Here is a 24,942-nt window from a genome sequence, read left to right as displayed (position 1 = left end):
AGGCCGGATATATGGAAGCAATCCTGTCACTGTTAAAGGTTCACAATGTCTTGCAAACTGGGAGGAGACCATATATGCGTACCACGCACCAAGCAATCAACTACTCAGTAGTATAATCCCCCACAAACCTGATTTCCCTCTGATTTTGAACGGCTATTGCAGAATTAGCCCATTAACTCTGTTAAAATCCACTGCTACCAAATAAAACCAGGATCAACACATGTTGTTCAGCAATAAACCGGGGCGACATGAACGCCACCTGCATCGAAAACACAACAACCCTCTATTCAACAATCCGCCTATCGATCAGCAAGACATTCATCTTGCTCAACAGGAAGATCAACAGGAAATAAACCTGTTTATGGATAAATTCAGGAAGTTGGTACAACGCAGTGTCGAACTCGATGCCAACGTCGATGCTGATATCTTGTTAACGCTGAAAGAGGATCTGGACAAGATCTATGAACAATCAGCAGGTCTAGCAGGGGATCAAAGTGACATTAAGGGCATGATCAAGCGACTGATCGATACCATAATGAAGGGTATCTGGTCGGGTATTGGCAATGACACACTGGCTAAATCAAAATTGGAGATGGAGGAAGAGGCGCGTGAGGCACACTTCGAGCTACTGGAACATCCACTCATCGCCGATTTACTTTGTACCGATAGCGTGATCGCCGAGAACGAGCTTGCACCGACATTATTAACGGCATCTAGCCATGAGATTGACCTGATCCTGCCACTATTCACCACTGAACAACAAAAATTCCTGTTCAATAAATTAACAGACTGCCTAAATAACATTGATACCAGCCAAGCAATCTACGCAGACACCCTGGCAAAGATCGAAAAAATCCGCCTAATGAGACAATAACGATGACCGATACAGAAACCACATTTGAATCCTCGGACGAGGCCAGCTCACAGATCTATCTTGAAGAAGAACTCGAACTGGCAGAGCAACACCTACAGGCATTAAGTAACAATGGCGACTCTGTCGATCGTGCAAGAGTGCTGCTCGACAAGGCCAATGCACTACTGGGACTCAAGCGTAATACAGAGACCTGGGAAGCCGCACGCAGCGCGTTTGATATCTTTATTAAAAACGAAGCCTGGCAGGATGCCGTTGAGGCCTGTGACTTGCTCTATCAAACCGATGAGGACCATGCCATTCAGGCATTGGCGCATGGTGTCTGGCTGGCTATTAGCTACCCGATTGACCCACAGCAAACGTTGATTATGTTGAACTACATTATTGAAGACACACCCAGCGATTCCGATGGTGCTGCTGTCGCGGCTGTTACCGCTCATTATATTATTAGCTTGCGTGCAAAGGATGATGAGCAATATCACAACCTGGGTTTCCTTAGCACCAATATGATAGCCAAGGTAGCCAAACGACATAGCAATATTGAATCTCAGGAGTTACTTGAATTCTGGATGGAAAAACTGGAGCTAAAAGATCCTACTGTATTCTTGCCCCGTATGAGCAGCATACTGGATGTTATTATTGGTCATAAGGATAACTGGTGGTTTAATCGTGATGCACTACGCGAAAAATTGCCGGTCAATTAACAATCTTGATTTCCTTTGCTGGAAATGGCTTACCCAACCAATACCCCTGAGCATAATCAACGCCTATCTCTTGTAGACAATGATAGGTTGCCTCGTTCTCAACAAATTCAGCAATGGTCTTCATTCCCATCACCTTGGCAACCTCATTAATGGCTCGCACCATGGCCTGGTCGATCTTGCTTTGATCCATCTCACGCACAAAGGAACCATCAATCTTCAAATAATCCACCGGGAAGTTTTTCAGATAAGCAAACGAACTCATTCCTGAACCAAAGTCATCCAACGCAAATGAGCAACCCTTTTCTTTAATCCGGTTAATAAAGAACAGGGCTGAATCAATATGATTAATTGCCGTACTTTCAGTGATTTCAAAACAGATCTTATGCGCCTGATCACCTATCACCGATAATTGATCCAGTACGAAATCCAGGAAACCCTTATTATCAATTGACTGCCCGGAAAGATTAATAGCAACCGATATATCTGAACCATTTTCAAAATGATTCTGTAACAATTTTATTGTATTGCTGACCACCCAACGATCAATCATCATCATTAATTGATAACGTTCCGCAGCAGGTAAAAACGTACCCGGCAAAACATGATTCCCTGCCTCATCACGTAAGCGAATCAACACCTCATAATGCTGCACAGAGCGATCACTTGTGGCATGAATTGCCTGCAAAAATAATTCAAAACCATCCTCTTCGGAGGCGCGTCGCATAAATGAAAGCAGCCCCATTTCTTCCCTACGTTGATGCAACGCAGCATCATCAGGACGATAGACATAAATACGGTCTCGCCCATCCTCTTTTGCCTTGTAACAGGCCATATCGGCTGCCGACAATACATCAGCAACCGTCTCGAATAATGTGCTCACTGGCGCCAAGCCAATACTGACACCCACCTGGAATTTTTTACCTTCCCACAGGAACTGAAAATCATTGACTGCCTGTCTCAGACCATCAGCAACCTCCTCTGCCTGTTCCATGGAACAATACATCAGTAACAAACCAAACTCATCACCGCCCAATCGCGCCAACACATCGGCCTTACGCAAGCGAGACAACAAGTGCGCCGTCAGATTTTTAAGTAATTGATCTCCGGCCGAGTGCCCACAAGTATCATTAACAACCTTGAACTGATCCAGATCCATATAACACAGGACATGCTGTACATCATCACGTTTAGCAATTTCCAGTGCCCGCTTCAAATCATTATCAAACTCTCTGCGATTATATAAACCGGTGAGGGAATCATGTGAGGCATAAAAGGATAATTCATTCTGTAAGGCCAGGGATTCACTGATATCATGCAACACCATGACTGCACCATAAACAAAACCCAGGGGATCAGGAACCGGCGCTACTGACATTGTTGCCATTACCTCAACACCACCACCCAGCGTTACAATACTCCCCACTTCCAGTTCCACCGTCTTGTTATGCGACAAACATTCAAGCACGGGATGCATAACCTTCTTGCGAGTTTTCTTATTAATCACAGGTAACAAGGCATCAATCCTTTTACCGAGGCTTTCTTCCTTGCTACACATCATCAAATCAAGAGCCATGGTATTAATATCAATAACACGAGCATCCTGATCCACTGTCACCACCCCCTCAGCAATGGAGTGCAGGGTGATAACCGCCAGATCTTTGGCATACTGCAAGTCTTCCTCGGATACCTGACTGTTGCTCAGCGCCTCATTAATAAAACCTGAAACATAGGCAAATTCATCCTTTGTTGATGTATCAAAAGATAAATCTGTATCACCTTGTGAGATCCGCTTAGCGGTTACCACCATGGCCTGTAGTGGTCGGGTCAAAATACGATCCAGCACCCATTTAAGTAACATCCCTGATATGAGCAATATCAAACCCAGCACAATCACCATCTCACTACGCCGAGCATGAATACTTTCTTCCAGATCAGGAAAATAGACCTTTATTTTCAGATCCTGTTCCAGGTCACGCACAAAACCCAGGTTAACATCATACTCCCAACGTTGCGCATCAGCAGTATCGGCCAGATTACCGACTGATACCAGTAACACACCCTCCTTGTACAAATCCACAGCAATATCTTCATATTCAACAATATCTTCATATTCAGCAATGACCTTATTAAGGTAATTATTGGCCTCTTGTTGATTAATTTCTTCATCACTATGATTGAGCCGAACATGCAACTGGTAGGCCAGGTTATTAGCCATCATGGTACGTTGCTCGGTAATCGTTTCACGGATATTACCCAGCAACATGATAGCAAAGACAACACCGATGACTGCCAACCCCCAGAAAACAATAATTGTAATCTTCAGGGAAAGATGCTTTTCACCCTCCCTTTCTGTGTCATTCATATTGAATTCACTTAAAACCAACCCAGCGCAAGCTCAATACAATGGGGCAGATACCACTCAAACCCGCACCCATCAAGGCAAAACCAATAAACCAGGGGAACCACCAGATAACCTCAGCTATCGGTAAGGTGGATGCAAAAATAAAAACCGCAATAATAAACCGCAGGGCACGTTCTGCCTCAAAGGAAAAACAATTTCCACAAGCATTCGGATCATTAACCAACGTATCAGCCCCATAACGCAACCTGGATATCATCGCCGGAACCCGAAAATTAGTTAAGCCTTCAAAAAGAAGCACGACTACCAAGGCATAAATAACATCCATAGAGGGGATATATAAGCCCACAACAATCCACAACCCAATGATAACTCTAAACATTCTTTCAGACATCCTATATCCCCCTAGTCTACCAACACCACAGTAGCACCATGATAATCCACCACCGCACCCATTTCATCAAATTATATGAGCTAACCAAGCCTCTCTAGTTGCTCACTATATTCCAACCATTCCATCTCCATAATCTCACATTGATCATCAATCTCTGCTTTTTCCAACAACAACGCCTTTAATTCAGACTTATTCTCCGCCTGGTATATTGCTGCATCAGCAAGCGCCTGTTCAATTTCACTTTTTCTTAACTGCGATAAAGCAAGCTGCTCTTCCAGCAAACCAATCTTACGACGCAGGGGCTGGCTTCGTTTTCTTGCCTCTGCCTCTTCACGCCGCCGGTTTTTTCGATCAACATTATCGGCTTTTCTAGAGACATCCTGTGTAGCTAGCGGTAACTGTTTCGATTGCTGAAGCAACCATTGTGGATAATCATCCAGACTCTCGGCAAAGGTATCCACGTCACCATTATGCACCATTAATAAGCGATCACAGGCTGAACGTAACAGATGCCGGTCATGCGAAACCAGCACCATCGCACCCTCAAAGCTCTGTAGTGCCATAACCAGTGCCTGACGCATTTCGATATCAAGGTGATTCGTCGGCTCATCCAGTAACAACAAGTTGGGACGCTGATAAACCAGCATCGCCAATACCAAACGTGATTTTTCACCCCCGGAAAAATCCCCGACAGGATGGTTCACCTGATCATCCAGAAAACCAAACCCACCCAGGAACCCCCTTAATTCCTGTTCCCTCGCCTTGCCATCAAGTGCAGCAATATGTTCCAGCGGTGACCAATCCGCATGCAACTGATCCACCTGATGTTGCGCAAAATAACCAATATGCAGATCTTTGGCTCCTTGCCGTTCACCATCAACCGTAGCAATCACCCCTGCCAACAATTTGATTAAGGTCGATTTACCCGCACCATTAGGCCCCAACAGACCAATACGATCATGTGGGGACAGGGTTAAATCCACCCCCGAAAATATCTGATGATCCGCGTAGGCCACCTCTGCTGAGGATAAAGTCAACAATGGATTGGGTGACTTCAAGGGCGGCTTAAAAACAAAATGAAAAGGAGAATCAACATGTGCCGCAGCAATCACTTCCATACGTTCCAGTGCTTTAACCCGACTCTGAGCCTGTTTCGCCTTACTTGCTTTGGCTTTAAAACGTTCCACAAAGGAGTGCATGTGCGCAATCTCTCGTTGCTGCTTGACATACATCGCCTGCTGATTCGCCAACCGTTGTGCCCTCACCTGTTCAAAATTGGTGTAATTACCTGAGTACAGAGACAGCTTCCCATGTTCAATATGCAGAACATTATCCACCGCACGATCAAGGAAATCCCGATCATGCGAGATCAGCAACAAGGTTCCTGAATAACGTGTTAACCACTCCTCCAACCAGATCACGGCATCCAGATCAAGATGATTCGTAGGTTCATCCAGCAACAACATATCGGAGCGACACATCAAGGCTCGCGCCAGAAACAGGCGCATACGCCAACCACCGGAGAACTCGGCAACATCACGTTGCTCATCACCACTCTTGAAACCCAGGCCATGCAATAACTGACCCGCACGACTCTGCGCCTGCCAAGCACCAATCTCTTCATTACGGGCATGTAACAGACCTAGGCGATGACCATCATCCTCTTGCTCCGCTTGTGCTATCTCAGCCTGTAACTGACGTAATTCAACATCACCATCAAGCACACAATCCAGCACCGTCTGTTGCTGCAAGGCCTGTTCCTGCTCCACATAAGCCAGCACCCAGGAAGAGGGTAATTGCACATCACCCGTATCAGGCTGTAATTTATGTCGAATCATGGCAAATAAGCTGGATTTGCCACAACCATTAGCACCAACTATGCCCACTTTTTGCCCAGGGTGCACCTGTATATTGGCTCCCTCGAACAATAAACGGGTGCCTCTTCTTAGTGACAGATCATTAAATTGCAACATCGAACTATACCGACTCCAACGCTATTACCTGAATAATGTCATTATTAACCGTCCACTTCAGGTCAAAATCGTACAAGCGCATACCATATTCCCGATCAACTTCCGGTTTGTTTTTCGAAGCATTATAAGCGGGTCGTGGATCTAATTGTAAAAGTGACACAATCATCTGCCGCAGATTCACAAGGCCATCAGCCTCCTTCTCCATACAGATCTGTTCTGCCAGAGGGCTAAATTGCACCAACCGATCACCTTCTGGTACTTCTCTTGCGTAACCACCCACCGCATCCGGTATTGCATCGACGTAAGGCAAATAAGGCTTTATATCTATAACAGGTGTCGCATCCATCAGATCAATACCGGATAACTCCAACATCAACTTGCCTTCCTTACGATAAATAGCTTCCAGTCGCACAACCGATAGACCCACAGGATTAGGACGAAAGGTCGAACGGGAGGCAAAGACACCGATACGTTGATTACCACCCAGACGTGGGGGACGCACCGTTGCCTTCCACTCAGAGCGTGCCGTCGCATGAAATAAAAATAACAGCCAGATATGACTAAAGCCTTGCAGTTCACGCAAGGCCTCATCACGATCATAGGGAGATATCAATTCAAGCTGTGCTCGCGCCTCCGGCACCAGTCCCGGCTGCCGTGGAATACCAAACTTTTCCTTAAAACAGGAGTGAATAATACCAATAGGTGACATTGATACTGAGGGTAATGGGGGGGTATATGACTTCAAGATATTTTCCAGCATAGAATCGAGAAGTTATTATATCATTGCCATCCCATTTAGGTAGGGTGCGTACCACGCACCAATCAAAAACAAATTATTCAAAACATGAAATAACCCAGGGTTGCAGATACAAGGCAATTGATACAGCAAGGCTATATTCCTGCGTCGAACCCACGCTGACTGTCGGTAGCATAATAGCGATAAAAATAAGCGGAATAAATAACAGTATCGTTCTAAGTCTCATACCCCGGCCCCATAATGAAATTTCATGGTACTAATTATGGGATCATAGCAAAAAAAATCCGTGACCATTCTCTCGTATCCATGTGAAGACCATCACAAAACCAGGCCTTTATGACGTTCAGGGGACTTTACACCAATCCACCCGTTGATAACCATGCCGAAAACAATAGGCCAACCATTTCTGCAAAAAACGATTCATCTCCCAAATATGCTTCAGATCATAATTCTCACGCGTTCGATCATAGCGAATAGGGGTCTTGCCACGACGTCTGCCACAGGATAAAACTTCCGCTAAACGGGCATCATGATAGATTCTTAGCTTAATATCCGGTAAGACATGCACCACATCTTCTTCTTGTAAGAGATAGGTAAGATGCATAACCGTGGTAAAGCGGGTGCGTTCAATAATCCTCAGATGTATATCCAGCAACCCATCAACCTGCAGCATAAAAGCGGTATCTAACGGCATTTCATTATTAATCAACGCCGTTAAACGAATATAATTATCCTCATAAATCGCCATTAAATCGGCAAGATTATGTACTCTGGTAGTTTGATATTCACAAGCTCGCATAAAAACCATGTAAAATATGTGTGGATATTTCTTCTACCGACTGATGTGTCACATCCAGCATCGGCAACTGTTCCAATCGACAAAGTTCAGTAAGACAAGACAACTCCCTTTTACATTGCTTCAGAGAGGCATATCGACTATGCGGAAAACGTTCTGCCCTGATTTCATGCAAACGCTCTGCGGAGATCATCAAGACCAGAATCTTCGCTTTGTATTCACGCAAGCCATCAACCAGGCACTCCCTATCCAGATCCTTATCCACCAAGGGGTAGTTAGCCACCTGCAGGCCCGAATGCAAAGCCATAAAAAGACTGACCGGGGTCTTTCCTGAACGCGACACACCCAACAGGATGATATCAGCATCCACATAGCAGTGCATCGACTCACCATCATCAACCTTGAGTGCAAAATCAAGTGCCCTCATACGTTGATTATAATCAGCAATCTTACCAACGGCGTGTAATTGCCCCACCGCGGGTTCAGCAACAACATCAAGATAAGCCTGCAAACCCGGTATAAAGGTATCAAATAGATCGATCGATAATGCCTTGCAGGTAGACAAGGTTTGACGTAGCCCGGCATCACTGATTGTTGAAAAAACCAGTGGGGATGCCGCACCCTCATCAATCAAGCTATTCACCTGTGTGACGACCGTCTGTAATTCAGATGCCTGTTGTAGATAAGGGATACGGTGGTATACAAACGCACACTGATCAAACTGGGACAACAGACTACGTGCCATTGCCTCAATGGTAATACCGGTATGATCCGATAGTAAAAAAACGTCGCGTTGCATCAAACCCCCATAAAGATATTTCATACTACACAAATTTCGTATATTGTACTAACCATGAGTCATAACATTGCACACTTTAACTCATTGTCCATGACAGATATCGAACAGGTAGGCGGCAAAAATGCCTCTCTGGGAGAAATGATTGGCGAACTATCCGATCTTGGCATTGAGGTTCCCGATGGTTTTGCAACCACAGCCGATGCCTATCGGGATTTCCTGCAACAGGATAATCTATCTGAACGCATCTATCACACACTGCAACAACTCGATCATAATGACATCCAGTCACTAACCGAGGCGGGACGCATGATCAGACAATGGGTTGAAGAAGCCCCTTTTCCAGCCACACTGGAACAAGACATTATTGATGCCTATGAAACCCTGGTAGAAAAATACGGGAAAGAGGCATCCTATGCCGTGCGCTCATCGGCTACCGCTGAGGATCTACCTGATGCCTCCTTTGCCGGTCAACAGGAAAGCTATTTGCATATCCAAGGCACGCAACAAATTTTGGGTGCTATCAAACAGGTCTATGCCTCATTATTTAATGACCGCGCTATCTCCTATCGGATGCACCAGGGGTTTCCCCATGAACAGGTTGCACTATCCGCTGGTATACAATTAATGGTACGCAGTGACCTCGCCACCAGCGGTGTACTTTTCACCCTGGACACAGAATCCGGATTTGAGGGTGTCGTCTTTATCACATCATCCTATGGCCTGGGTGAAACCATCGTGCAAGGTGCTGTTGATCCCGATGAATTCTATGTCCACAAACCCATGCTAAAACAAGGCAAACAAGCCATTATTCGTCGTAACATGGGTAATAAAGCCATCAAGATGATCCATGCCGAAAAAGGTATCCAAACGGTATCGGTGAATAGTGAACAGGCTCACTTATTCTCCCTGTCGGATGAGGATGTCCTGGAGCTGGCCCGTTACGGGGTCATTATTGAAAAACACTATGGCAGACCAATGGATATCGAGTGGGCCAAAGATGGTATTAACGGACGCTTATACATTGTTCAGGCTCGGCCTGAAACCGTCGAAAGCCACCATGATAAACTCAAACTACAACGTTACCGGTTAAATGAAGAAGGTACAGTAATTGTTACCGGGCGCAGTGTTGGCAACCGAATCGGACGTGGCCCTGCCCGTGTTATCCAGGATCCCTCACAGATGCATACGGTAAAAAAAGGGGATGTTCTGGTTACCGACATGACTGATCCTGATTGGGAACCCATCATGAAACGTGCTGCAGCCATCGTCACTAATCGGGGGGGACGTACCTGCCATGCCGCTATTGTCGCGCGTGAACTAGGCATACCCGCACTTGTTGGCAGCATTGATGCCACCAGCAAAATCAAAGATGGCGATGAGATTACCGTCTCATGTGCGCAGGGTGATTCCGCCTATGTTTATGCAGGATTACTCGATTATGAGATACAGGATATCGCGCTGGATAAGCTACCCGATATTGATATCAAACTGATGCTCAATGTCGGCAATCCGGAGCGTGCCTTTGACTTCCAGTTTTTACCCAATGCCGGTGTTGGCCTCGCACGCATTGAATTTATTATCAATCAAATGATTGGCATCCACCCCCGGGCGATACTGGAACACACAACACTTCCTGAAGCACTACAGCGTGAAATAACAAGCCGCAGCGCAGGCTATGGCGACCCCGTTACCTTTTACATTGTAAAGCTGGCAGAAGGTATCGGCACCCTCGCCGCTGCATTCTGGCCCAAACCCGTCATTGTGCGCTTGTCCGATTTTAAGTCCAATGAATATGCCAATCTTGTTGGTGGCCATCATTACGAGCCCGAAGAAGAAAACCCCATGCTGGGTTTTCGAGGTGCATCGCGTTACCTGTCCGAGTCCTTCCGCTCCTGTTTTGAACTGGAATGTATGGCACTCAAAAAGGCGCGCGAAGAAATGGGCTTTGATAATATCAGTATCATGGTGCCCTTTGTTCGCACCGTTGATGAGGCCAAACAGGTTATTCAACTACTGCATGAAAACGGTCTCACGCGGGGTGAAAATGGTCTACAGATATTTATGATGTGCGAGATCCCTGCCAACGCCCTGCTGGCTGAGGATTTCCTGCAATACTTCGATGGTTTTTCCATCGGTTCCAATGACCTGACCCAACTCACCTTGGGTATTGATCGTGATTCATCACTAATAGCGACACGCTTTGATGAACGCAATGATGCCGTCAAGGCACTGTTATCTCATGCCATACAAGCCTGTATCCATAGTAATAAATATGTTGGGATTTGCGGCCAAGGCCCTTCGGATCACCCCGACTTTGCCCGTTGGCTTATGCAACAGGGTATTGAGAGCATTTCACTAAACCCCGACACGATAATAGAAACCTGGTTGTACATCAGTAACGAAAATTCGTTAAAATAGCCCCCTTCCAATCAATACAAGCAATCATTCCATGAACAAATTACAACACCCCCTTATCCTTGATGCCAACGAACTGGAAGACCAGCTGTCGACAGCAGGACTGATCATTATTGATCTGAGCAAGATAGACAACTACAAACAACAACATATTCCCGGTGCCATCTTTCTGGACTATGGCAAGATCACACGCATGGAACGCCCGATCATGGGCTTATTACCCACAGCTGAATCATTCATACAATTACTCTCATCGCTGGGTATTCATAGAAATAGCCATATTGTTGCCTGTGATGACGAAGGCGGTGGTAAGGCGGCACGCCTGCTCTGGACGCTGGATCTTATTGGTCACAGCAACTTCTCATTACTGAATGGCGGCATGCATAGCTGGATTAATGAAGGTCATCCCACCACGCAGGATATCCCGCAGGTCACCGCAACCCACTATGATGCAGCCAGTCATTATCTACCATCAGGTATCGCCGACAAGGCATATATTATGGAGCACCTGAATGATGATGACTGCCAGATTCTGGATGCCAGAAGCGCGATAGAGTACAACGGTCAAAAGGCCTTTTCCCAAAAAGCAGGACACATCCCCGGCGCCATTCATTTCGAGTGGACCGAAGCGATTGATATGAATAATAACCTGCGTCTCAAAGAGACCGCTCAAATAGAGGCCGCACTACAGCAGCATGGACTGGTCAAAGATAAGGAGATCATCGCCTACTGCCAAAGCCACCATCGCTCTGCCTTTAGTTGTATCGTATTAAAGTCATTGGGTTACGAGAAGGTACGCGGCTACCCTGGCTCATGGTCCGATTGGGGGAATAGCCCCGAAACTCCGGTGGAGATTTAACATAGATCCCTGCATACGCGAGGATGACAAATTTATTGGTGCGTAATACGCACCCTACCAAACTGCGCGCATAACGGTAGAGTGCGTACCACACACCATTAGATCTTAAAAAAGTGTTCCCGGTAATGGGTCAGCTCACGAATTGAGTCATAGATATCATCCATCGCCAGATGACTACCTTTTTTAACGAAACCATTAGTGACATCCGGTGCCCAACGACTTGCCAACTCCTTGATAGAACTGACATCCAGATTACGATAATGAAAATATTCTTCCAGACCCGGCATCAAACGTGCCATAAAACGTCGATCCTGACAGATACTGTTACCACACATCGGTGATACTCCGGCGGCTACATGCTCTCCCAGAAAGGCAATGGTTTGACGCTCTGCCTCAGCACAATCAACGGTGCTATCTTTAACGCGTTGGATCAAGCCCGAACCACCATGTTGCTTTTGATTCCACTCATCCATTGCCGACAAGATTTCATCGCTCTGATGAATTGCCAACACTGGCCCTTCCTCCAATACATTCAGCTGATCATCCGTTACTACCGTCGCAATCTCGATAATCACATCATTGAACGTATCCAATCCGGTCATTTCCAGATCAAGCCAGATTAAATTACTGGAAGATTGTGTCATAATTCACCCCTAATATCGTATATAGTGTCATATTCTAGCAAAAGCTGGCCAACAACACAGATTTACAAGGTTATTATTTTTAATGAATGAAATCAGCATCTATTTTCTTTTTGTACTAGCGGCCTCTATCTTGCTTCAACTATGGCTGGAAAAACGCCATGTTAATTATGTAGGCAAACACCGTCGTCAGATCCCGACTGACTTCCAGGACCAAATCACCCTGGATGAACATCAAAAGGCCGCCGATTACACCATTGCCAAGTCAAAATCCGGTGTTATCGAACTCTTTTACAGTAGCCTGTTACTGGTATTATGGACCTTAGGTGGCGGACTGGATCTGCTGGATAACCTATGGACACAATCCGACCTAGGCAATCTAATGACCGGGGTTGGTGTCATCATCAGCGCATTTTTATTGATGTCCCTACTGGATCTCCCAGTATCCATCTACCACACCTTCAAACTGGAGGCGCGCTTTGGTTTCAATCGCACCACCCCCGCAACCTTTATTAGCGATCTATTCAAACAGACCGCGTTAACCCTGGTTATCAGCATTCCCCTGGTCAGTCTTATTTTATGGTTAATGCAGGTCTCCGGCGAGCTCTGGTGGCTTTATGTGTGGGGCGTATGGATGAGCTTCAGTCTATTGATGATGTGGGCCTATCCCGCCTTTATTGCACCGCTATTCAATAAATTTAATCCACTTGATAACCCCGAACTGGAAGAACGTATCAGCAAACTATTAAAACGCTGTGGATTCACCAGTAATGGTATTTTTGTCATGGATGGCTCAACACGTTCGGGACATGGCAATGCCTACTTCACTGGACTGGGTAAAAATAAAAGGATTGTATTCTTTGACACCCTACTGGAATCACTTGAGGGTGAAGAGGTTGAAGCAGTATTGGCTCATGAACTCGGCCACTTCAAGCGCAAACATATACAAAAACAGATCGTCTCAATGGCCATTATCAGTCTATCAGGACTCGCCCTACTTGGTTGGCTAATGCAACAACCGCTCTTTTATAGTGGCCTAGGGGTTAGCCAGCCCTCAACATATATCGCATTGTTATTGTTTATGATGGTTGCCCCACTCACCAGTATAGTATTGCATCCGCTAATGAGTTTACTCTCCAGGCGTTACGAATTTGAAGCGGATGAATATGCCGCCACACAAACCGACTCGCGCCATCTGATTACTGCCCTGGTTAAGCTCTATAAAGAAAATGCGAGCACCCTGACACCTGACCCGCTTTATTCTGCTTTTCATGATTCTCATCCACCGGCACCGGTACGCATAGCACACCTTGCCCGTATCACCAGAGCCTCATGACAGTAGCCGCGCAAACCCGCATTGGTCTGGTCATCACCCAGCATGGGCGCACCAGTATTATCGAGGATGAAGAAGGGCAACTACATCGATGCAGTAGTCGCAGAAAACTGGAACGTATCGTCTGCGGTGATCAGGTTGACTGGCAGGCCGATGGTGATCGTAGTCATGGTGTCATCACTGGTATACACAAGAGACGTAGCGTTCTGTGCCGACAACACCTACGTGGCGACAACCGTCCACTGGTCGCCAACATTGATCAAGTGGTCATCACCTGCGCCCCTTACCCTGTTCTCAGTGAAGGACTGATTGATCGTTATCTGGTTGCTGCTGAACTTATTGGTTGTAACAGCCTGCTATTGCTCAACAAGGCCGATATGTTGTCCAGCGATGAACTGGCACAACACCGCCAACGCCTACAGATCTACAGTCAGATTGGTATTGAGCTATTAATCGTCAGCGCACACCAAAATGACAGCCTGGCTGATCTCAGAAAACACCTGATCAACAACACCAGCATCCTGGTTGGTCAATCCGGTACTGGCAAGTCATCACTCACCAACGCCTTGCTACCCGATAAGGATATCCGTGTTGGTGCGCTGTCTGAGGGCAGTGGTTTAGGTCAACATACCACCAGTAGTAGCACTCTGTATCATCTGCCCGAAGGCGGCAGTCTGATCGATTCACCCGGGGTGAGAGATTTTCGACTATGGAAACTGGAGGCCGAAGAATTAATGCATGGCTTCAGGGAATTCAAGTCCTACCTTGGGCAATGCCGTTTTCATAATTGTCGACACGTCAACGAACCCAACTGTGCTGTTCAATCGGCTACAGATCGTGGTGAAATTGATCCCGCACGACTCGCTAGCTATCGGAATATCCTTGAGGGCTTTACTGAGTAATAGAATGGGGACAGACCTTAGGTCTGCCCCCGAAATATATCAACCCGGCGGCCAGGTCATGCCGCGCCCACCCAACACATGCAGATGCAGATGAAACACCGTCTGACCCGCACCCGCATTACAGTTCAGCACAGAACGATACCCTGCCGCATCAATGTCCGCCTCCTTTGCGATATGCGCGGCAGCCAGAAATAGTTCACCCATTAATACAGCATCCTCTGGCACCACATCATTCAATGTTGCTATATGACGCTTAGGAATAACCAGCGCATGAAACGGTGCCTGCGGAGAGATATCACGAAACGCCAGCACATCATCAGTCTCATACAAGGCATCCGCCTGTATCTCACCACTCACCATCTTGCAAAATAAACAATCTGACATAAAAAACTCCTGATATCGGAACACTATAGGTTCCCACGCAGGAGCGTGGGAACCAGAAAATCCCCCTAACACCCCTCCACTAACCCACAAGAGATAGGAGTGACTCTTTTCTCGAACCAAATTCACACATAATAATCAATCGAACGACCACTCCCGCCCTCACCCATATCACTACGCGCCTGGGTAATATAACTACTCACCATATATCGGGGTGAACTAGAATATTGTGGCTCACGCCCGGCAAGATAGGACTGTGTGGTTTCATAAGAACCGACTGAACGTTGTAATAGCTCACCCTGTACTGTGCTGGCGGTATTATTCCGCACAGGTGCTACTGGTACAGCAAGCGCCTGTTGCCTGTCGGCATCTCTTGATCTTTGTACCGGAACCGGGAGTCGGGTACGACTAACCTGGGTATAAAGGGCCAGTGATGAGCCGCCGATATTCACCCGCTATACCTCTCTGCGCCCGGCAAAGGCATGGCTCAAGGTTCCCCCATCCAGATATTCCAGCTCACCACCCAGCGGAACACCATGTGCAATACGTGAGGCCTTGATACCTCTATCCCGCGCCAACTCAGCAATAAAATGAGCCGTCGCCTCACCTTCTACGGTGGGGTTAGTCGCCAGGATGATTTCTTTTACTTCACCCTCATTCATATGGCGGATCAACACTTCCATACCCAGTTCATCCGGGCCAATTCCATCCAATGGCGAAAGATGCCCCATGAGAACAAAATAGCGTCCCTGATAGCCAATGGATTGCTCCACAGCGGCGACATCAGCAGGCGATTCAACCACGCAGATGATGCTTCGATCACGCGTATTAGAGGCACACAAAGGACACAATTCCGCGTCACTAAAGGAACGGCAATCCCGGCAATTTTTAATCTCATCCATCGCCTGCAGCAGAACCCGTGACAGACGCCGACCCTCATCGCGATGACGCTCCAGCAAATGATACGCCATGCGTTGTGCAGACTTAGGTCCAACTCCCGGGAGTACCCGCAAGGCCTCAATCAATTGTTCAAGCTGTGCTGGAAGAAACATGCTGTTCTATGAGGCCTAAAAAGGCAGACTCATACCCGGGGGAAGTTGCATCCCACCCGTAACCGATGCCATCTTTTCTTCCGTAGTGCTGGCAACACGTTGTACGGCATCATTAATCGCTGCCGCCACCAGATCCTCCAGCATTTCTTTATCATCACCAAATAGGGCATCATCAATACTAACCCGACGAACCTCATGCTTACCGGTCATCAACACGCTCACCATGCCACCACCCGCCTGCCCGGTAACTTCCATATCCGCTAATTCCTGCTGTGCCTTCTGCAAATTAGCCTGCATCTGCTGCGCCTGCTTCATGATATTTCCCATACCACCTTTCATACACTACACCTCTCTTACAACCCTACTTACACTACAAATTTAGGGATAGGGATTACCTGTCTTTATCAGAGACCGACACCCGCAGGGATGCGGGTGTCGAGCCACCATGAATGGTTTCACGGCGCATCGCTGATAAAGGCAGGTAATCCCTATCCCGGATTCATTACACTATAGCTCAATTTAACCCTCAGGCAACAAGGAACGCACCGATGTCTCCACCACCTCAGCCTGAAAAACATCCTGCATAACCTTAACCTGTGGATCCTGTTGAATAGAATCCCTGGCGGCCAACAAACGTTCATCATCACTACGCAACTGTTGCTTTGCCGGTGTCTCGCGATCCAGCACATGGGTATGAATAATTAATTTTATCGTATCATCACCCAAACTCTGACATAGTGCCGTCTGTAAACGCTCCTCAGCACGGGGATTACCCAGCTGAATATGCGCCTCATCCAGACACAGGTGGATCAACTGACCCTCAAGACGATCAAATACACTATTGACCGCTAGTTCACGGGTAAGCCCACTAATCTGTAGATTCTTAACAAAACCAATCCAGTTATCCTGCGTCAACTCGGTGGATGTCAATTTCGGGCGGCTATCTTTTTGTGCTGAGGGCACTGCAGAGGGCTTTGCTACCGAGGTCACCGGGGGCTTTAACACTGCACCAGGTTTGGCTATAACCCGCTTTACGTTGTCACCATCTTGCATCTGTCCTGGCCGAAATGCATACATACGCAACATCAACATATCAAAACCACCACGCGGATCGGGTGCTAACTCAATATCTTTTTGTCCCAACAAGGCAATCTGATAATAAAGTTGAACATCCTCTGGCGAGATCTGCTGTGCTAACTGTTCTATATATTCCTTGCCACTGACTTCATCATTTAATGCATCCGGAACCAGTTGCAAGGTAGCAATCCACTGTAATACCGATAACATATCTTTAATAACGGCTCGATAATCAGGTGCCTGCTCCGCTAACTCTGTGGTTTGCTGAAGCAGAGTCGAGGCATTGTTATTAGCCAATGCCGATAACAGATAAAACACATGATTGCGATCAATCGTACCCAACATTGAGCGCACATCTGCGGTATTCACCTTGCCACCACTAAAGGAAATAGCTTGATCCAACAAACTCAGAGCATCACGCATACTGCCGTTAGCAGCATGCGCCAACTCATACAAGGCCTCGGCATCGGCTTCAATACCCTCTTGCTCCATGATATAAACCAGATGGGTCTGAATCTGTGCGACCGGCAAACTCTTTAAATGAAATTGCAGGCAGCGCGAAAGAACCGTAGGGGGTAACTGTTGAGGGTCGGTGGTCGCCAATAAAAACTTCACATGTGGCGGGGGCTCTTCCAGGGTCTTAAGCAGGGCATTAAAGCTGTGCTTGGTTAACATGTGCACCTCATCGATCAGGTACACCTTGTAACGTCCCCGTGTCGGAGCATATTGCACATTTTCCAATAGCTCGCGGGTATCTTCCACCTTGGTTCTTGAAGCAGCATCCACCTCAATCAAATCGACAAATCGCGCCTCATCAATCTCACTACAGGCCGAACACTGGCCACAAGGCGTCGAGGTAACGCCTTGTTCACAATTTAATGACTTTGCCAGAATTCTGGCAATGGTCGTCTTACCAACACCTCGAGTACCGGTAAGAAGATAAGCATGATGCAGACGATCCGTATTCAGTGCATTACTCAAGGCCTTGACGACATGCTCCTGACCCACCATCTCGGAAAAGTCATGCGGCCGCCACTTTCTTGCAAGCACTTGATAAATCATGATAAAAGATCACCCAGAGATCGACAAAATTTGGAGGTAATCAGTACCAGCCACTTCCCGGCACACAAATCCACTGCTGCGGCTGCTCCCTTCCAGGTCTGACCGGGTTCACAGTTTATTGTTGCGAGAGAACCAGCACTGACTACCATAAGCGGGTAATATTACCAGTTTTAGGCTTATCAAAACAACAAAAAACAATCTAATTAGACCAGTTTATCAATATTTTTCAATAGGTCACTGGATTGAAAAGGTTTATACAAAACACTATCGATACCCTGCACGCCCTCATATTGTTTATCACTATAACCTGTCATCAGGATCACAGGGATATTCCCACGCAATGCCAACACCTCCTGAGCCAGTTCAATTCCCGTCATATAAGGCATATCCTGATCGGCAATCAACAGGTCATAATCATCAATATGATGGCTAAAATGGTTCAATGCAGACTTACTATCATATTCCAGATGGACCCGATAACCATGATGACCAAGCACTTCGGCAATAAATTCAGCCAGCGCCACTTCATCATCCACCACCAGGATACGAGCCTCTGATTGATATATAGGGTCAACCACCTGCGAAGAGACCTCAGCTTCCACTTCGCCTTCTGCCTCAGGCGACGCTACCGGAAATAGCAGACGGAATAATGAATACTCGCCCGCCACTGACTCCACTATAATATGCCCACCCTGCTCATGCAGAACGCCATGCAATGCCGACAGACCCATACCTGTCTTACCCGACATTTCATCGGTTGTATAAAAAGGCATAAAGATACGTTGCCTATCATACTGAGTTATACCCTTCCCGGTATCCCGCACATACAGCTCGACAAAATCACCCACAATACGACTTTCACAGGAGGCACAAAAGGCATCCTCTGCCGTATACAATCGAACTCCCAGTTCAATATGACCTTTCTCATTCATCGCATCACAGGCATTGGTTATTAAAATAATTAGCATCTGATGAATATGCACCGGATCAACACGAACCTGTTTGGTATTATCCGGCATATCCAACTGAATACGCACCGATGATGGTAATACGGATGTTAATACCTTCAATGACTCCTTGATGATTGCAGGCAACTGAACCAATTGGTGACTTTCCGCACTATTCTGACTAAACGCCACCATCTGCTTAACCAGATCACTGGCAGCAGAGCCTGCCATATAGATCTCATCCAGATAATCTTTAAGCTCACTATTACCCGACTGTTCACACCATTCCTTACCGAGTTCGGCATAGCCCAGTATTGTCGCCAGTTTATTGTTAAAATTATGCGCAATACTACCGGTTAACTGACCAATGGCCTCGATCTTTTGCGCACGCTGAAAATGTTTCTGCAACTCATGTTGCTGCGTAATATCACGCTTGATTGCAATATAATGAGTAATTTCACCATCACCAGCAGAAACCGGTGTGATGGTCTGTTCTTCTATATAAATTGAACCATCCTTTCTCTTGTTCCAGAGATTTCCACTCCAGATATCTCCCTTAATAATCGTATCCCAAAGATTTTTATAAAAACCTACATCCTGCTTGCCTGACTTCAAAACACGAGGTGTTTTCCCTTCGACCTCAGCCAGCTCATAACCGGTCATCTTTTCATAGGCAGGATTAACCCATAAAATAACCCCAAGCCTGTCAGTAATAACAATACCTTCCGGTGTCGCCTCCAGAGAAGAAGACATCAATGCCGGGTTTTTTAATAAAAAATCATTCACTAAACTCATATCAGCACCTAAGTAATAATCTCATCAACCAGTTGACGCAGCTCATCAGCCTGAAAGGGTTTTCTCAAAACATTTCTTGCCCCGACCAGGGCAGCAACTTCTAAATAATCAAAACGTCCTGTCACACCGCCACCACCTGATATTGCGATAATCGGTAGCTCCGGTAATTTTTCCTTAAGCGTCATAATCAGATCAATACCATGTTTCTCTGGCATGACAATATCGGTAATCAGCAGATCCACTTCATTACTTACAATAAGTGCCTCCGCCTCAATACCGTTTCCGGCTTCCAGCACCTTATGGGTCGCCGTTGCCAACATCCTCTGTAGCATTTTTCGTACTGAGGGCTCGTCATCAACAATCAATATTGTTTTCATCAAAACAATTCAACCTCACCGTTATCCATACCCGTCTGATGCACAGGATTATGCGCTGTCTTATCGGAGAAGCCGTGAGCCACCTGCATAGCTGCACGCAACCGCTCCAGATAATCATTCAAATCAAGGCTGGCATTCTTACTTCTTACCACACCAACCTCATCTCTTAACAAGGCATGAGCACCGGAAAAACTACACAGGGTATCCACTCTTTTTTGTAAGTGCCCAATAAGCTGATTGCTTATATCCTCAAACTGCATTGACTGTAATGCCATACCAACATCATGACTAATGGCCTCGGATATTGTAGACACCTGCTGCAATTCTTCGCTAACACTGAGGCTTTCCTGCTCCATCTCAAGCATGATTTCATCCATTCGATTTCTGGATTTCATGGTCAAGGTCAGATCATTCGAGGCAATACTTCCTACCACCGTCTTCACTGCCTGCATCGTATGCTCGATCTCCTGGTGATTGCTCCTGACCTCGGCACTAAACTGATCACTGCGCTGAGAAAGCGTTCTAATTTCATCAGCGACGACGGCAAAACCCCGTCCAGCCTCACCGGCACGGGCTGCCTCGATGGAGGCATTCAATGCCAACAGATTAGTCTGAGAACTAATACCATCGATCTCACTCAGGAGTCTTTCAATAGCCTCAATATTTCCATTCATAGTATGAATATCACTCACTAATCGCATTGAGCCATCACTCATTTTTTGTATACTATCAACGAAAATCGACATGATTTCAGTCACTTCCTCCTTAAAGCCTTTGCCATCATCTGAATTTTTCCCCGTCAACAAGTCAATCAACCGCATCACCATATCTGTCTGTTCTTTTGACTGTGCATCCAGCCCCAAAAAACTACCGGTAATACCCGCAATAGCATCCGCCTGTATAGAACGAACCCGATCCAGCTCATCACCCATCTGTGCAAACTGTTGCCTTTCCTCAGTATCCGCTAATGATATTAATTGCTCATATTCATTCGCCAGAGATTCATCAACTTTTTCATCCCGTTGCAATCTCACCAGGTTTTCAGATAATCCCTTATACAATAACCCGCTAGCCATTGCCCACAACAACATACCCAACACCAACAAGGATCCATAAAACACAGGCGCTTGTTCCCAAACAAGCAGTATCAGGTTAATACCCAATACAACAAAACCCGACATCACAAGGCCTGATACAGCGCCCAGATGCACTCCAAACCGATCTTTATATTCCGTAAACAAAAGAATCACCTTTAATAAAATTACATGGCTAACGACGACTGCTGTAAACCCAACAAATCCAGAAGCTTACCTTTATCCAGAGGTTTTTCCAGACAGGCTTCTGCACCCATAGCAACAATATCCTCTGCACTTTTCTTTGAGAAATAACCACTAATGGCAATAATACGAATATTGGCTGTATCTTTTGTCGCCTTCAGTAAACGACAAACCTCAAAACCATCCATCCCCGGCATCATAAGATCGAGTAAAACAATATCCGGGGTGAATTCACAGACCTTAAACCCCGCATGAAAACCATCATTAGCAACCCTGACTTGTACATACTTAGAGAAACCCGATAACAAGGCGTTGAGATAACCCGAGAACTGAATATCATCATCAATAATCAATACCCGTATTTTTTTCTTACCCGATTGATGTAATGCCATATTGCGCATAGCCGCAAAGCGCTCAACCTCTTCCATGAAAAAACGACGATGCCCACCCGGAGTAGTCATTGAGTTCAGATCACCTTCCGAGGCCCAACGACGCACCGCAGCAGGAGACACCATCAATAATTGAGCCACTTGCCCCGGCGTTAAATAAGATTTAATTTCCATAGATACCCTCTTCCAATTAACTGACTGACTAAATTAAATCGCACATTCAAGTATCAGGATAGAACTTATTTGCGTTTCTGCAAGTTTTTTTCATTAAAAATGCAAAATAAAATCACAAAAAACGCAAAAGACGGCATAAATACTGATTTTTCGTTTTATCGATACAGTCTGGATAAATATAGATGACCCCTATATAATACGCGCCACCTGAGTAATCTACGCGGTAGCGTATTCAGGGCATGGAGAGGTGGCCGAGCGGCCGAAGGCGCACGCCTGGAAAGTGTGTATACGGCAACGTATCGAGGGTTCGAATCCCTCCTTCTCCACCATATTCAATAAAAAGAGGGGGTCGAACCCGTTCTATAAAAGGGTTTGACCAGCGCCCAGCAGGGCGCGCAGAACGGGTAGCGAAGCGGATCGGCCCCGCAGGGGTGAGGCGTAGCCGAATAATCCCTCCTTCTCCGCCATATCAATAAAAACACCCCGTTTTTCGGGGCTTGTTTTATTTATTAATTGAACTAACCACGACCTGGTTACGCCCACCCTTTTTTGCCTTATACAAGGAAAAATCAGCCTGCTGTAGAAACATCTCCGCATTCATTGTGGCATCAGGCAGCGCACTATAAACCCCTAGACTCAAGGTACACACATCAGAGCCATCATGGTCGACATAGGGTATATCACGATTAATAATCTCCTGGCGTAAACGCTCTGCCAATAAGCGCCCTTGCTCAAGAGGGGTATTGGATAAAATAACAACAAACTCTTCACCACCATAACGCGCAACCATATCCGTATCACGCTGACACACTGAAGTCAGTGCTGAAGCAATATCTTTCAGGCAATCATCACCGGCAAGATGTCCATAGTGATCGTTATAACGCTTGAAATAATCAACATCCGCCAGGATCACAGTCAACGGTTGTTGATAACGGAGCCCCCGGGCAATCTCGAACTGCAAAAAGTCATCCATGTGCCGACGATTAGACAGCCCCGTCAAGCCATCAATATTTGCCAGATGCTGCAACGCCTTATTCGCTTTTTCCAGTTCACCGGACACCTGCAACAGGTTATGACGCATCGTTGCTATCCGTTGCATCGCCTTGATTTTCGCCTCCAGTACGACATAACTGATCGGCTTGAATAGATAGTCATCGCCGCCCGCATCAATACCCTTGGCAATATCATCCGGCTCTGCCCGACCACTTAAAAAGATAATCGGAATCCAATCATCTGAACAATCACGAATCGTTCTTGCTGCCTCATAACCATCCATAACCGGCATCATGACATCCATAAAGACCAGATCAAGCTCTTCACTTTGATAAACCGCTACTGCCTCCTGTCCGTTACTACAGGTGAGCACATCATGCCCCATCTTCTCCAGATAAGTTGTCATAACGAAACGATCCGTCATGGCATCATCAACCAACAGGATTTTCATACAAGACATTGATTCCATTTCCTCCAGGCACAATACATGCTCAAAGTATAACTTGTTACCTTCATATATCCACCATATTCCGCAAGGATATAATCTGGCACAATACCCCATATCCGTATCAACATAGTAACCACATCATGCCAACAAATTTTTACACATCCGCTCAGAGCTATAAACAGGACTTTTTATCCGGTCTTAATCGAATTCTTGATATTCCAGGACTAGGCACCTACATCCTTGCCTGTGCCAATGCCAGCTTTGACCCACTTATCTTCGCGGAAATGCGCCCCCGCTTGCAACAGGCCTTTAATCATTATCAGGAGGATTTATGCCTTGCCTTGAAAGAAGGCAAACCTGTTGATGTAGCGGACGATGATCTGATCGTCTTTCTAAAAATGGTCTGCATCAAATTCCCTGACCTGCAAGTCACTGAATGGCGACAACCAGCACAATGGAACATTCAATTCAACCCTCTACGTGCCCTGCGCCCGGCACGCAGTAGCCAACAACGGATACAGCAGATTCACCAGCCCTTTAACCCGGATGCCTTTCACTTTAACAAAACTTTTTTACAAAAAGAGGCGTTCTGGACAGGACAACTCGCCAACAAGGATATCACTCTGTACTACAACAAGTTTCCCTTTATCGATTACCACTTATTGTTGCTGCCAGAACGCGAACAATGCCTGCCACAACAACTCACTGAGGACTACCATCATTACGCTTGGCAAATCAGCCAGCAGATCAACCAGGATATCCCTGGCACCGGTCTCGCCTTTAACTCACTGGGTGCATTGGCCTCGATCAATCATCTTCATTTCCATTTATTTACCAGCGAACGTGACCTGCCTGTCACGCATTCACGCTGGCAACATAATGGGGGTAATGAGGAATATCCCTGTGATTGCCAGCGCATTGATTCTGCCGAACAGGCATGGCGTGTCATTCAACAATTACAGGATAACAACCAGGCGCACAACCTGATTTATCAGCATGGATCAATCTACATTATGGCGCGTAAGATGCAGGGTGATTACCCGCAACCCGTCTGGACCAGTGGTCTGTCATGGTATGAGTTAAGTGGGAACTTTGTTACTTTTAACCGGCAGGACTTTGAAATGCTTGATGATGAGAAAATCAGAGAGGCATTAGGTCGGGTATAGG

At 46.3% G+C, this 24,942-nt stretch carries 25 protein-coding genes, 1 tRNA gene and 1 other RNA gene; 8 read left to right on the top strand and 19 right to left on the bottom strand.

The features are described 5' to 3' along the window. The first annotated feature begins 220 nt into the window (after window positions 1-220). Window positions 221-874 (top strand): hypothetical protein, encoded by a 654-nt coding sequence (locus GXP22_02935; GenBank protein NOX08440.1) that lies wholly within the window; start codon window positions 221-223, stop codon window positions 872-874. A gap of 2 nt (window positions 875-876) precedes the next feature. After that, window positions 877-1,575 carry a hypothetical protein gene (locus GXP22_02930; GenBank protein ID NOX08439.1) on the top strand — a complete coding sequence of 233 codons (699 nt, stop codon included), beginning with the start codon at window positions 877-879 and terminating at the stop codon, window positions 1,573-1,575. On the opposite strand, the gene GXP22_02925 is transcribed toward GXP22_02930, so the two are convergent. The 7 genes from GXP22_02925 to ppsR form a co-directional block, all read right to left on the bottom strand. Then, complete coding sequence (locus GXP22_02925) at window positions 1,568-3,937, bottom strand: EAL domain-containing protein (GenBank protein ID NOX08438.1); 2,370 nt, start codon at window positions 3,935-3,937, stop codon at window positions 1,568-1,570. The two genes, GXP22_02930 and GXP22_02925, sit on opposite strands and share 8 nt — an antisense overlap. A 7-nt stretch (window positions 3,938-3,944) precedes the next feature. Next, entirely contained in the window at window positions 3,945-4,316 is a 372-nt protein-coding gene (locus GXP22_02920; GenBank protein ID NOX08437.1) for a hypothetical protein, read from the bottom strand. Window positions 4,317-4,408: 92 nt separating this feature from the next. Then, on the bottom strand, window positions 4,409-6,301 hold the full coding sequence (locus GXP22_02915; GenBank protein NOX08436.1) for an ATP-binding cassette domain-containing protein: 1,893 nt from the start codon (window positions 6,299-6,301) through the stop codon (window positions 4,409-4,411). Window positions 6,302-6,305: 4 nt separating this feature from the next. After that, complete coding sequence (gene tsaA, locus GXP22_02910) at window positions 6,306-7,010, bottom strand: tRNA (N6-threonylcarbamoyladenosine(37)-N6)-methyltransferase TrmO (GenBank protein NOX08435.1); 705 nt, start codon at window positions 7,008-7,010, stop codon at window positions 6,306-6,308. A 124-nt stretch (window positions 7,011-7,134) separates the two neighbouring features. After that, window positions 7,135-7,284: a hypothetical protein gene (locus tag GXP22_02905; protein NOX08434.1), complete on the bottom strand. Its 150-nt coding sequence runs from the start codon at window positions 7,282-7,284 to the stop codon at window positions 7,135-7,137. Window positions 7,285-7,401: 117 nt separating this feature from the next. Next, on the bottom strand, window positions 7,402-7,806 hold the full coding sequence (locus GXP22_02900; GenBank protein NOX08433.1) for a DUF1249 domain-containing protein: 405 nt from the start codon (window positions 7,804-7,806) through the stop codon (window positions 7,402-7,404). Between the two features lie 37 nt (window positions 7,807-7,843). After that, window positions 7,844-8,653: a pyruvate, phosphate dikinase/phosphoenolpyruvate synthase regulator gene (gene ppsR, locus GXP22_02895; protein ID NOX08432.1), complete on the bottom strand. Its 810-nt coding sequence runs from the start codon at window positions 8,651-8,653 to the stop codon at window positions 7,844-7,846. Window positions 8,654-8,707: 54 nt separating this feature from the next. Between ppsR and ppsA the strand changes: the two genes are divergently transcribed. Together ppsA and GXP22_02885 are read left to right on the top strand one after the other, a co-directional pair. Further along, the gene (gene ppsA, locus GXP22_02890) at window positions 8,708-11,071 is read left to right on the top strand and encodes a phosphoenolpyruvate synthase (GenBank protein ID NOX08431.1); all 2,364 of its coding nucleotides are present in this window, start codon (window positions 8,708-8,710) and stop codon (window positions 11,069-11,071) included. 31 nt (window positions 11,072-11,102) lie between these two features. Beyond that, entirely contained in the window at window positions 11,103-11,927 is an 825-nt protein-coding gene (locus GXP22_02885; GenBank protein NOX08430.1) for a sulfurtransferase, read from the top strand. A 98-nt stretch (window positions 11,928-12,025) separates the two neighbouring features. Here GXP22_02885 and orn read toward each other — a convergent pair whose 3' ends face one another. After that, the gene (orn, locus tag GXP22_02880; protein ID NOX08429.1) at window positions 12,026-12,571 is read right to left on the bottom strand and encodes an oligoribonuclease; all 546 of its coding nucleotides are present in this window, start codon (window positions 12,569-12,571) and stop codon (window positions 12,026-12,028) included. Window positions 12,572-12,653: 82 nt separating this feature from the next. Between orn and GXP22_02875 the strand changes: the two genes are divergently transcribed. Together GXP22_02875 and rsgA are read left to right on the top strand one after the other, a co-directional pair. Beyond that, the gene (locus GXP22_02875; protein NOX08428.1) at window positions 12,654-13,904 is read left to right on the top strand and encodes a M48 family metallopeptidase; all 1,251 of its coding nucleotides are present in this window, start codon (window positions 12,654-12,656) and stop codon (window positions 13,902-13,904) included. Further along, window positions 13,901-14,803, top strand: coding sequence for a small ribosomal subunit biogenesis GTPase RsgA (gene rsgA / locus GXP22_02870; protein NOX08427.1), 903 nt, complete (start codon window positions 13,901-13,903; stop codon window positions 14,801-14,803). The genes GXP22_02875 and rsgA overlap by 4 nt, the downstream gene beginning before the upstream one ends. 39 nt (window positions 14,804-14,842) lie before the next feature. Here the strand turns inward: rsgA and GXP22_02865 are convergent, their stop codons facing one another. The 10 genes from GXP22_02865 to GXP22_02820 form a co-directional block, all read right to left on the bottom strand. Continuing rightward, a complete protein-coding gene (locus GXP22_02865; protein NOX08426.1) occupies window positions 14,843-15,187 on the bottom strand; it encodes a histidine triad nucleotide-binding protein in 345 nt (114 codons plus the stop codon). A 122-nt stretch (window positions 15,188-15,309) separates the two neighbouring features. Next, complete coding sequence (locus GXP22_02860; protein ID NOX08425.1) at window positions 15,310-15,636, bottom strand: hypothetical protein; 327 nt, start codon at window positions 15,634-15,636, stop codon at window positions 15,310-15,312. Window positions 15,637-15,639: 3 nt separating this feature from the next. Then, the gene (recR, locus tag GXP22_02855; GenBank protein NOX08424.1) at window positions 15,640-16,236 is read right to left on the bottom strand and encodes a recombination protein RecR; all 597 of its coding nucleotides are present in this window, start codon (window positions 16,234-16,236) and stop codon (window positions 15,640-15,642) included. A 15-nt stretch (window positions 16,237-16,251) separates the two neighbouring features. Next, the gene (locus GXP22_02850) at window positions 16,252-16,575 is read right to left on the bottom strand and encodes a YbaB/EbfC family nucleoid-associated protein (GenBank protein NOX08423.1); all 324 of its coding nucleotides are present in this window, start codon (window positions 16,573-16,575) and stop codon (window positions 16,252-16,254) included. Between the two features lie 180 nt (window positions 16,576-16,755). Then, window positions 16,756-18,375 (bottom strand): DNA polymerase III subunit gamma/tau, encoded by a 1,620-nt coding sequence (gene dnaX / locus GXP22_02845; protein ID NOX08422.1) that lies wholly within the window; start codon window positions 18,373-18,375, stop codon window positions 16,756-16,758. Window positions 18,376-18,416: 41 nt separating this feature from the next. Next, window positions 18,417-18,513, bottom strand: an RNA gene (ffs, locus tag GXP22_02840) — signal recognition particle sRNA small type. A 65-nt stretch (window positions 18,514-18,578) separates the two neighbouring features. Beyond that, window positions 18,579-20,117, bottom strand: coding sequence for a PAS domain S-box protein (locus tag GXP22_02835; protein NOX08421.1), 1,539 nt, complete (start codon window positions 20,115-20,117; stop codon window positions 18,579-18,581). Window positions 20,118-20,125: 8 nt separating this feature from the next. After that, the gene (locus tag GXP22_02830) at window positions 20,126-20,494 is read right to left on the bottom strand and encodes a response regulator (protein ID NOX08420.1); all 369 of its coding nucleotides are present in this window, start codon (window positions 20,492-20,494) and stop codon (window positions 20,126-20,128) included. Further along, window positions 20,494-21,735, bottom strand: a complete 1,242-nt coding sequence (locus GXP22_02825) for a hypothetical protein (GenBank protein NOX08419.1) — start codon at window positions 21,733-21,735, stop codon at window positions 20,494-20,496. Before GXP22_02825 ends, GXP22_02830 begins: the two co-directional genes overlap by 1 nt. 20 nt (window positions 21,736-21,755) lie before the next feature. Continuing rightward, window positions 21,756-22,334: a response regulator gene (locus GXP22_02820; GenBank protein ID NOX08418.1), complete on the bottom strand. Its 579-nt coding sequence runs from the start codon at window positions 22,332-22,334 to the stop codon at window positions 21,756-21,758. A gap of 241 nt (window positions 22,335-22,575) precedes the next feature. On the opposite strand from GXP22_02820, the gene GXP22_02815 reads away from it, so the two are divergent. Then, a tRNA-Ser gene (locus GXP22_02815) sits at window positions 22,576-22,663 on the top strand. 173 nt (window positions 22,664-22,836) lie between these two features. Here GXP22_02815 and GXP22_02810 read toward each other — a convergent pair. Next, window positions 22,837-23,787, bottom strand: a complete 951-nt coding sequence (locus tag GXP22_02810; protein NOX08417.1) for a diguanylate cyclase — start codon at window positions 23,785-23,787, stop codon at window positions 22,837-22,839. A gap of 128 nt (window positions 23,788-23,915) precedes the next feature. On the opposite strand from GXP22_02810, the gene GXP22_02805 reads away from it, so the two are divergent. Continuing rightward, entirely contained in the window at window positions 23,916-24,941 is a 1,026-nt protein-coding gene (locus tag GXP22_02805; protein NOX08416.1) for a hypothetical protein, read from the top strand. Window position 24,942 lies beyond the last annotated feature (1 nt).

Source organism: Gammaproteobacteria bacterium, from assembly GCA_013151035.1.
Classification (GTDB): domain Bacteria; phylum Pseudomonadota; class Gammaproteobacteria; order JAADJB01; family JAADJB01; genus JAADJB01.
This window is presented reverse-complemented; position numbering and strand designations above follow the sequence as displayed.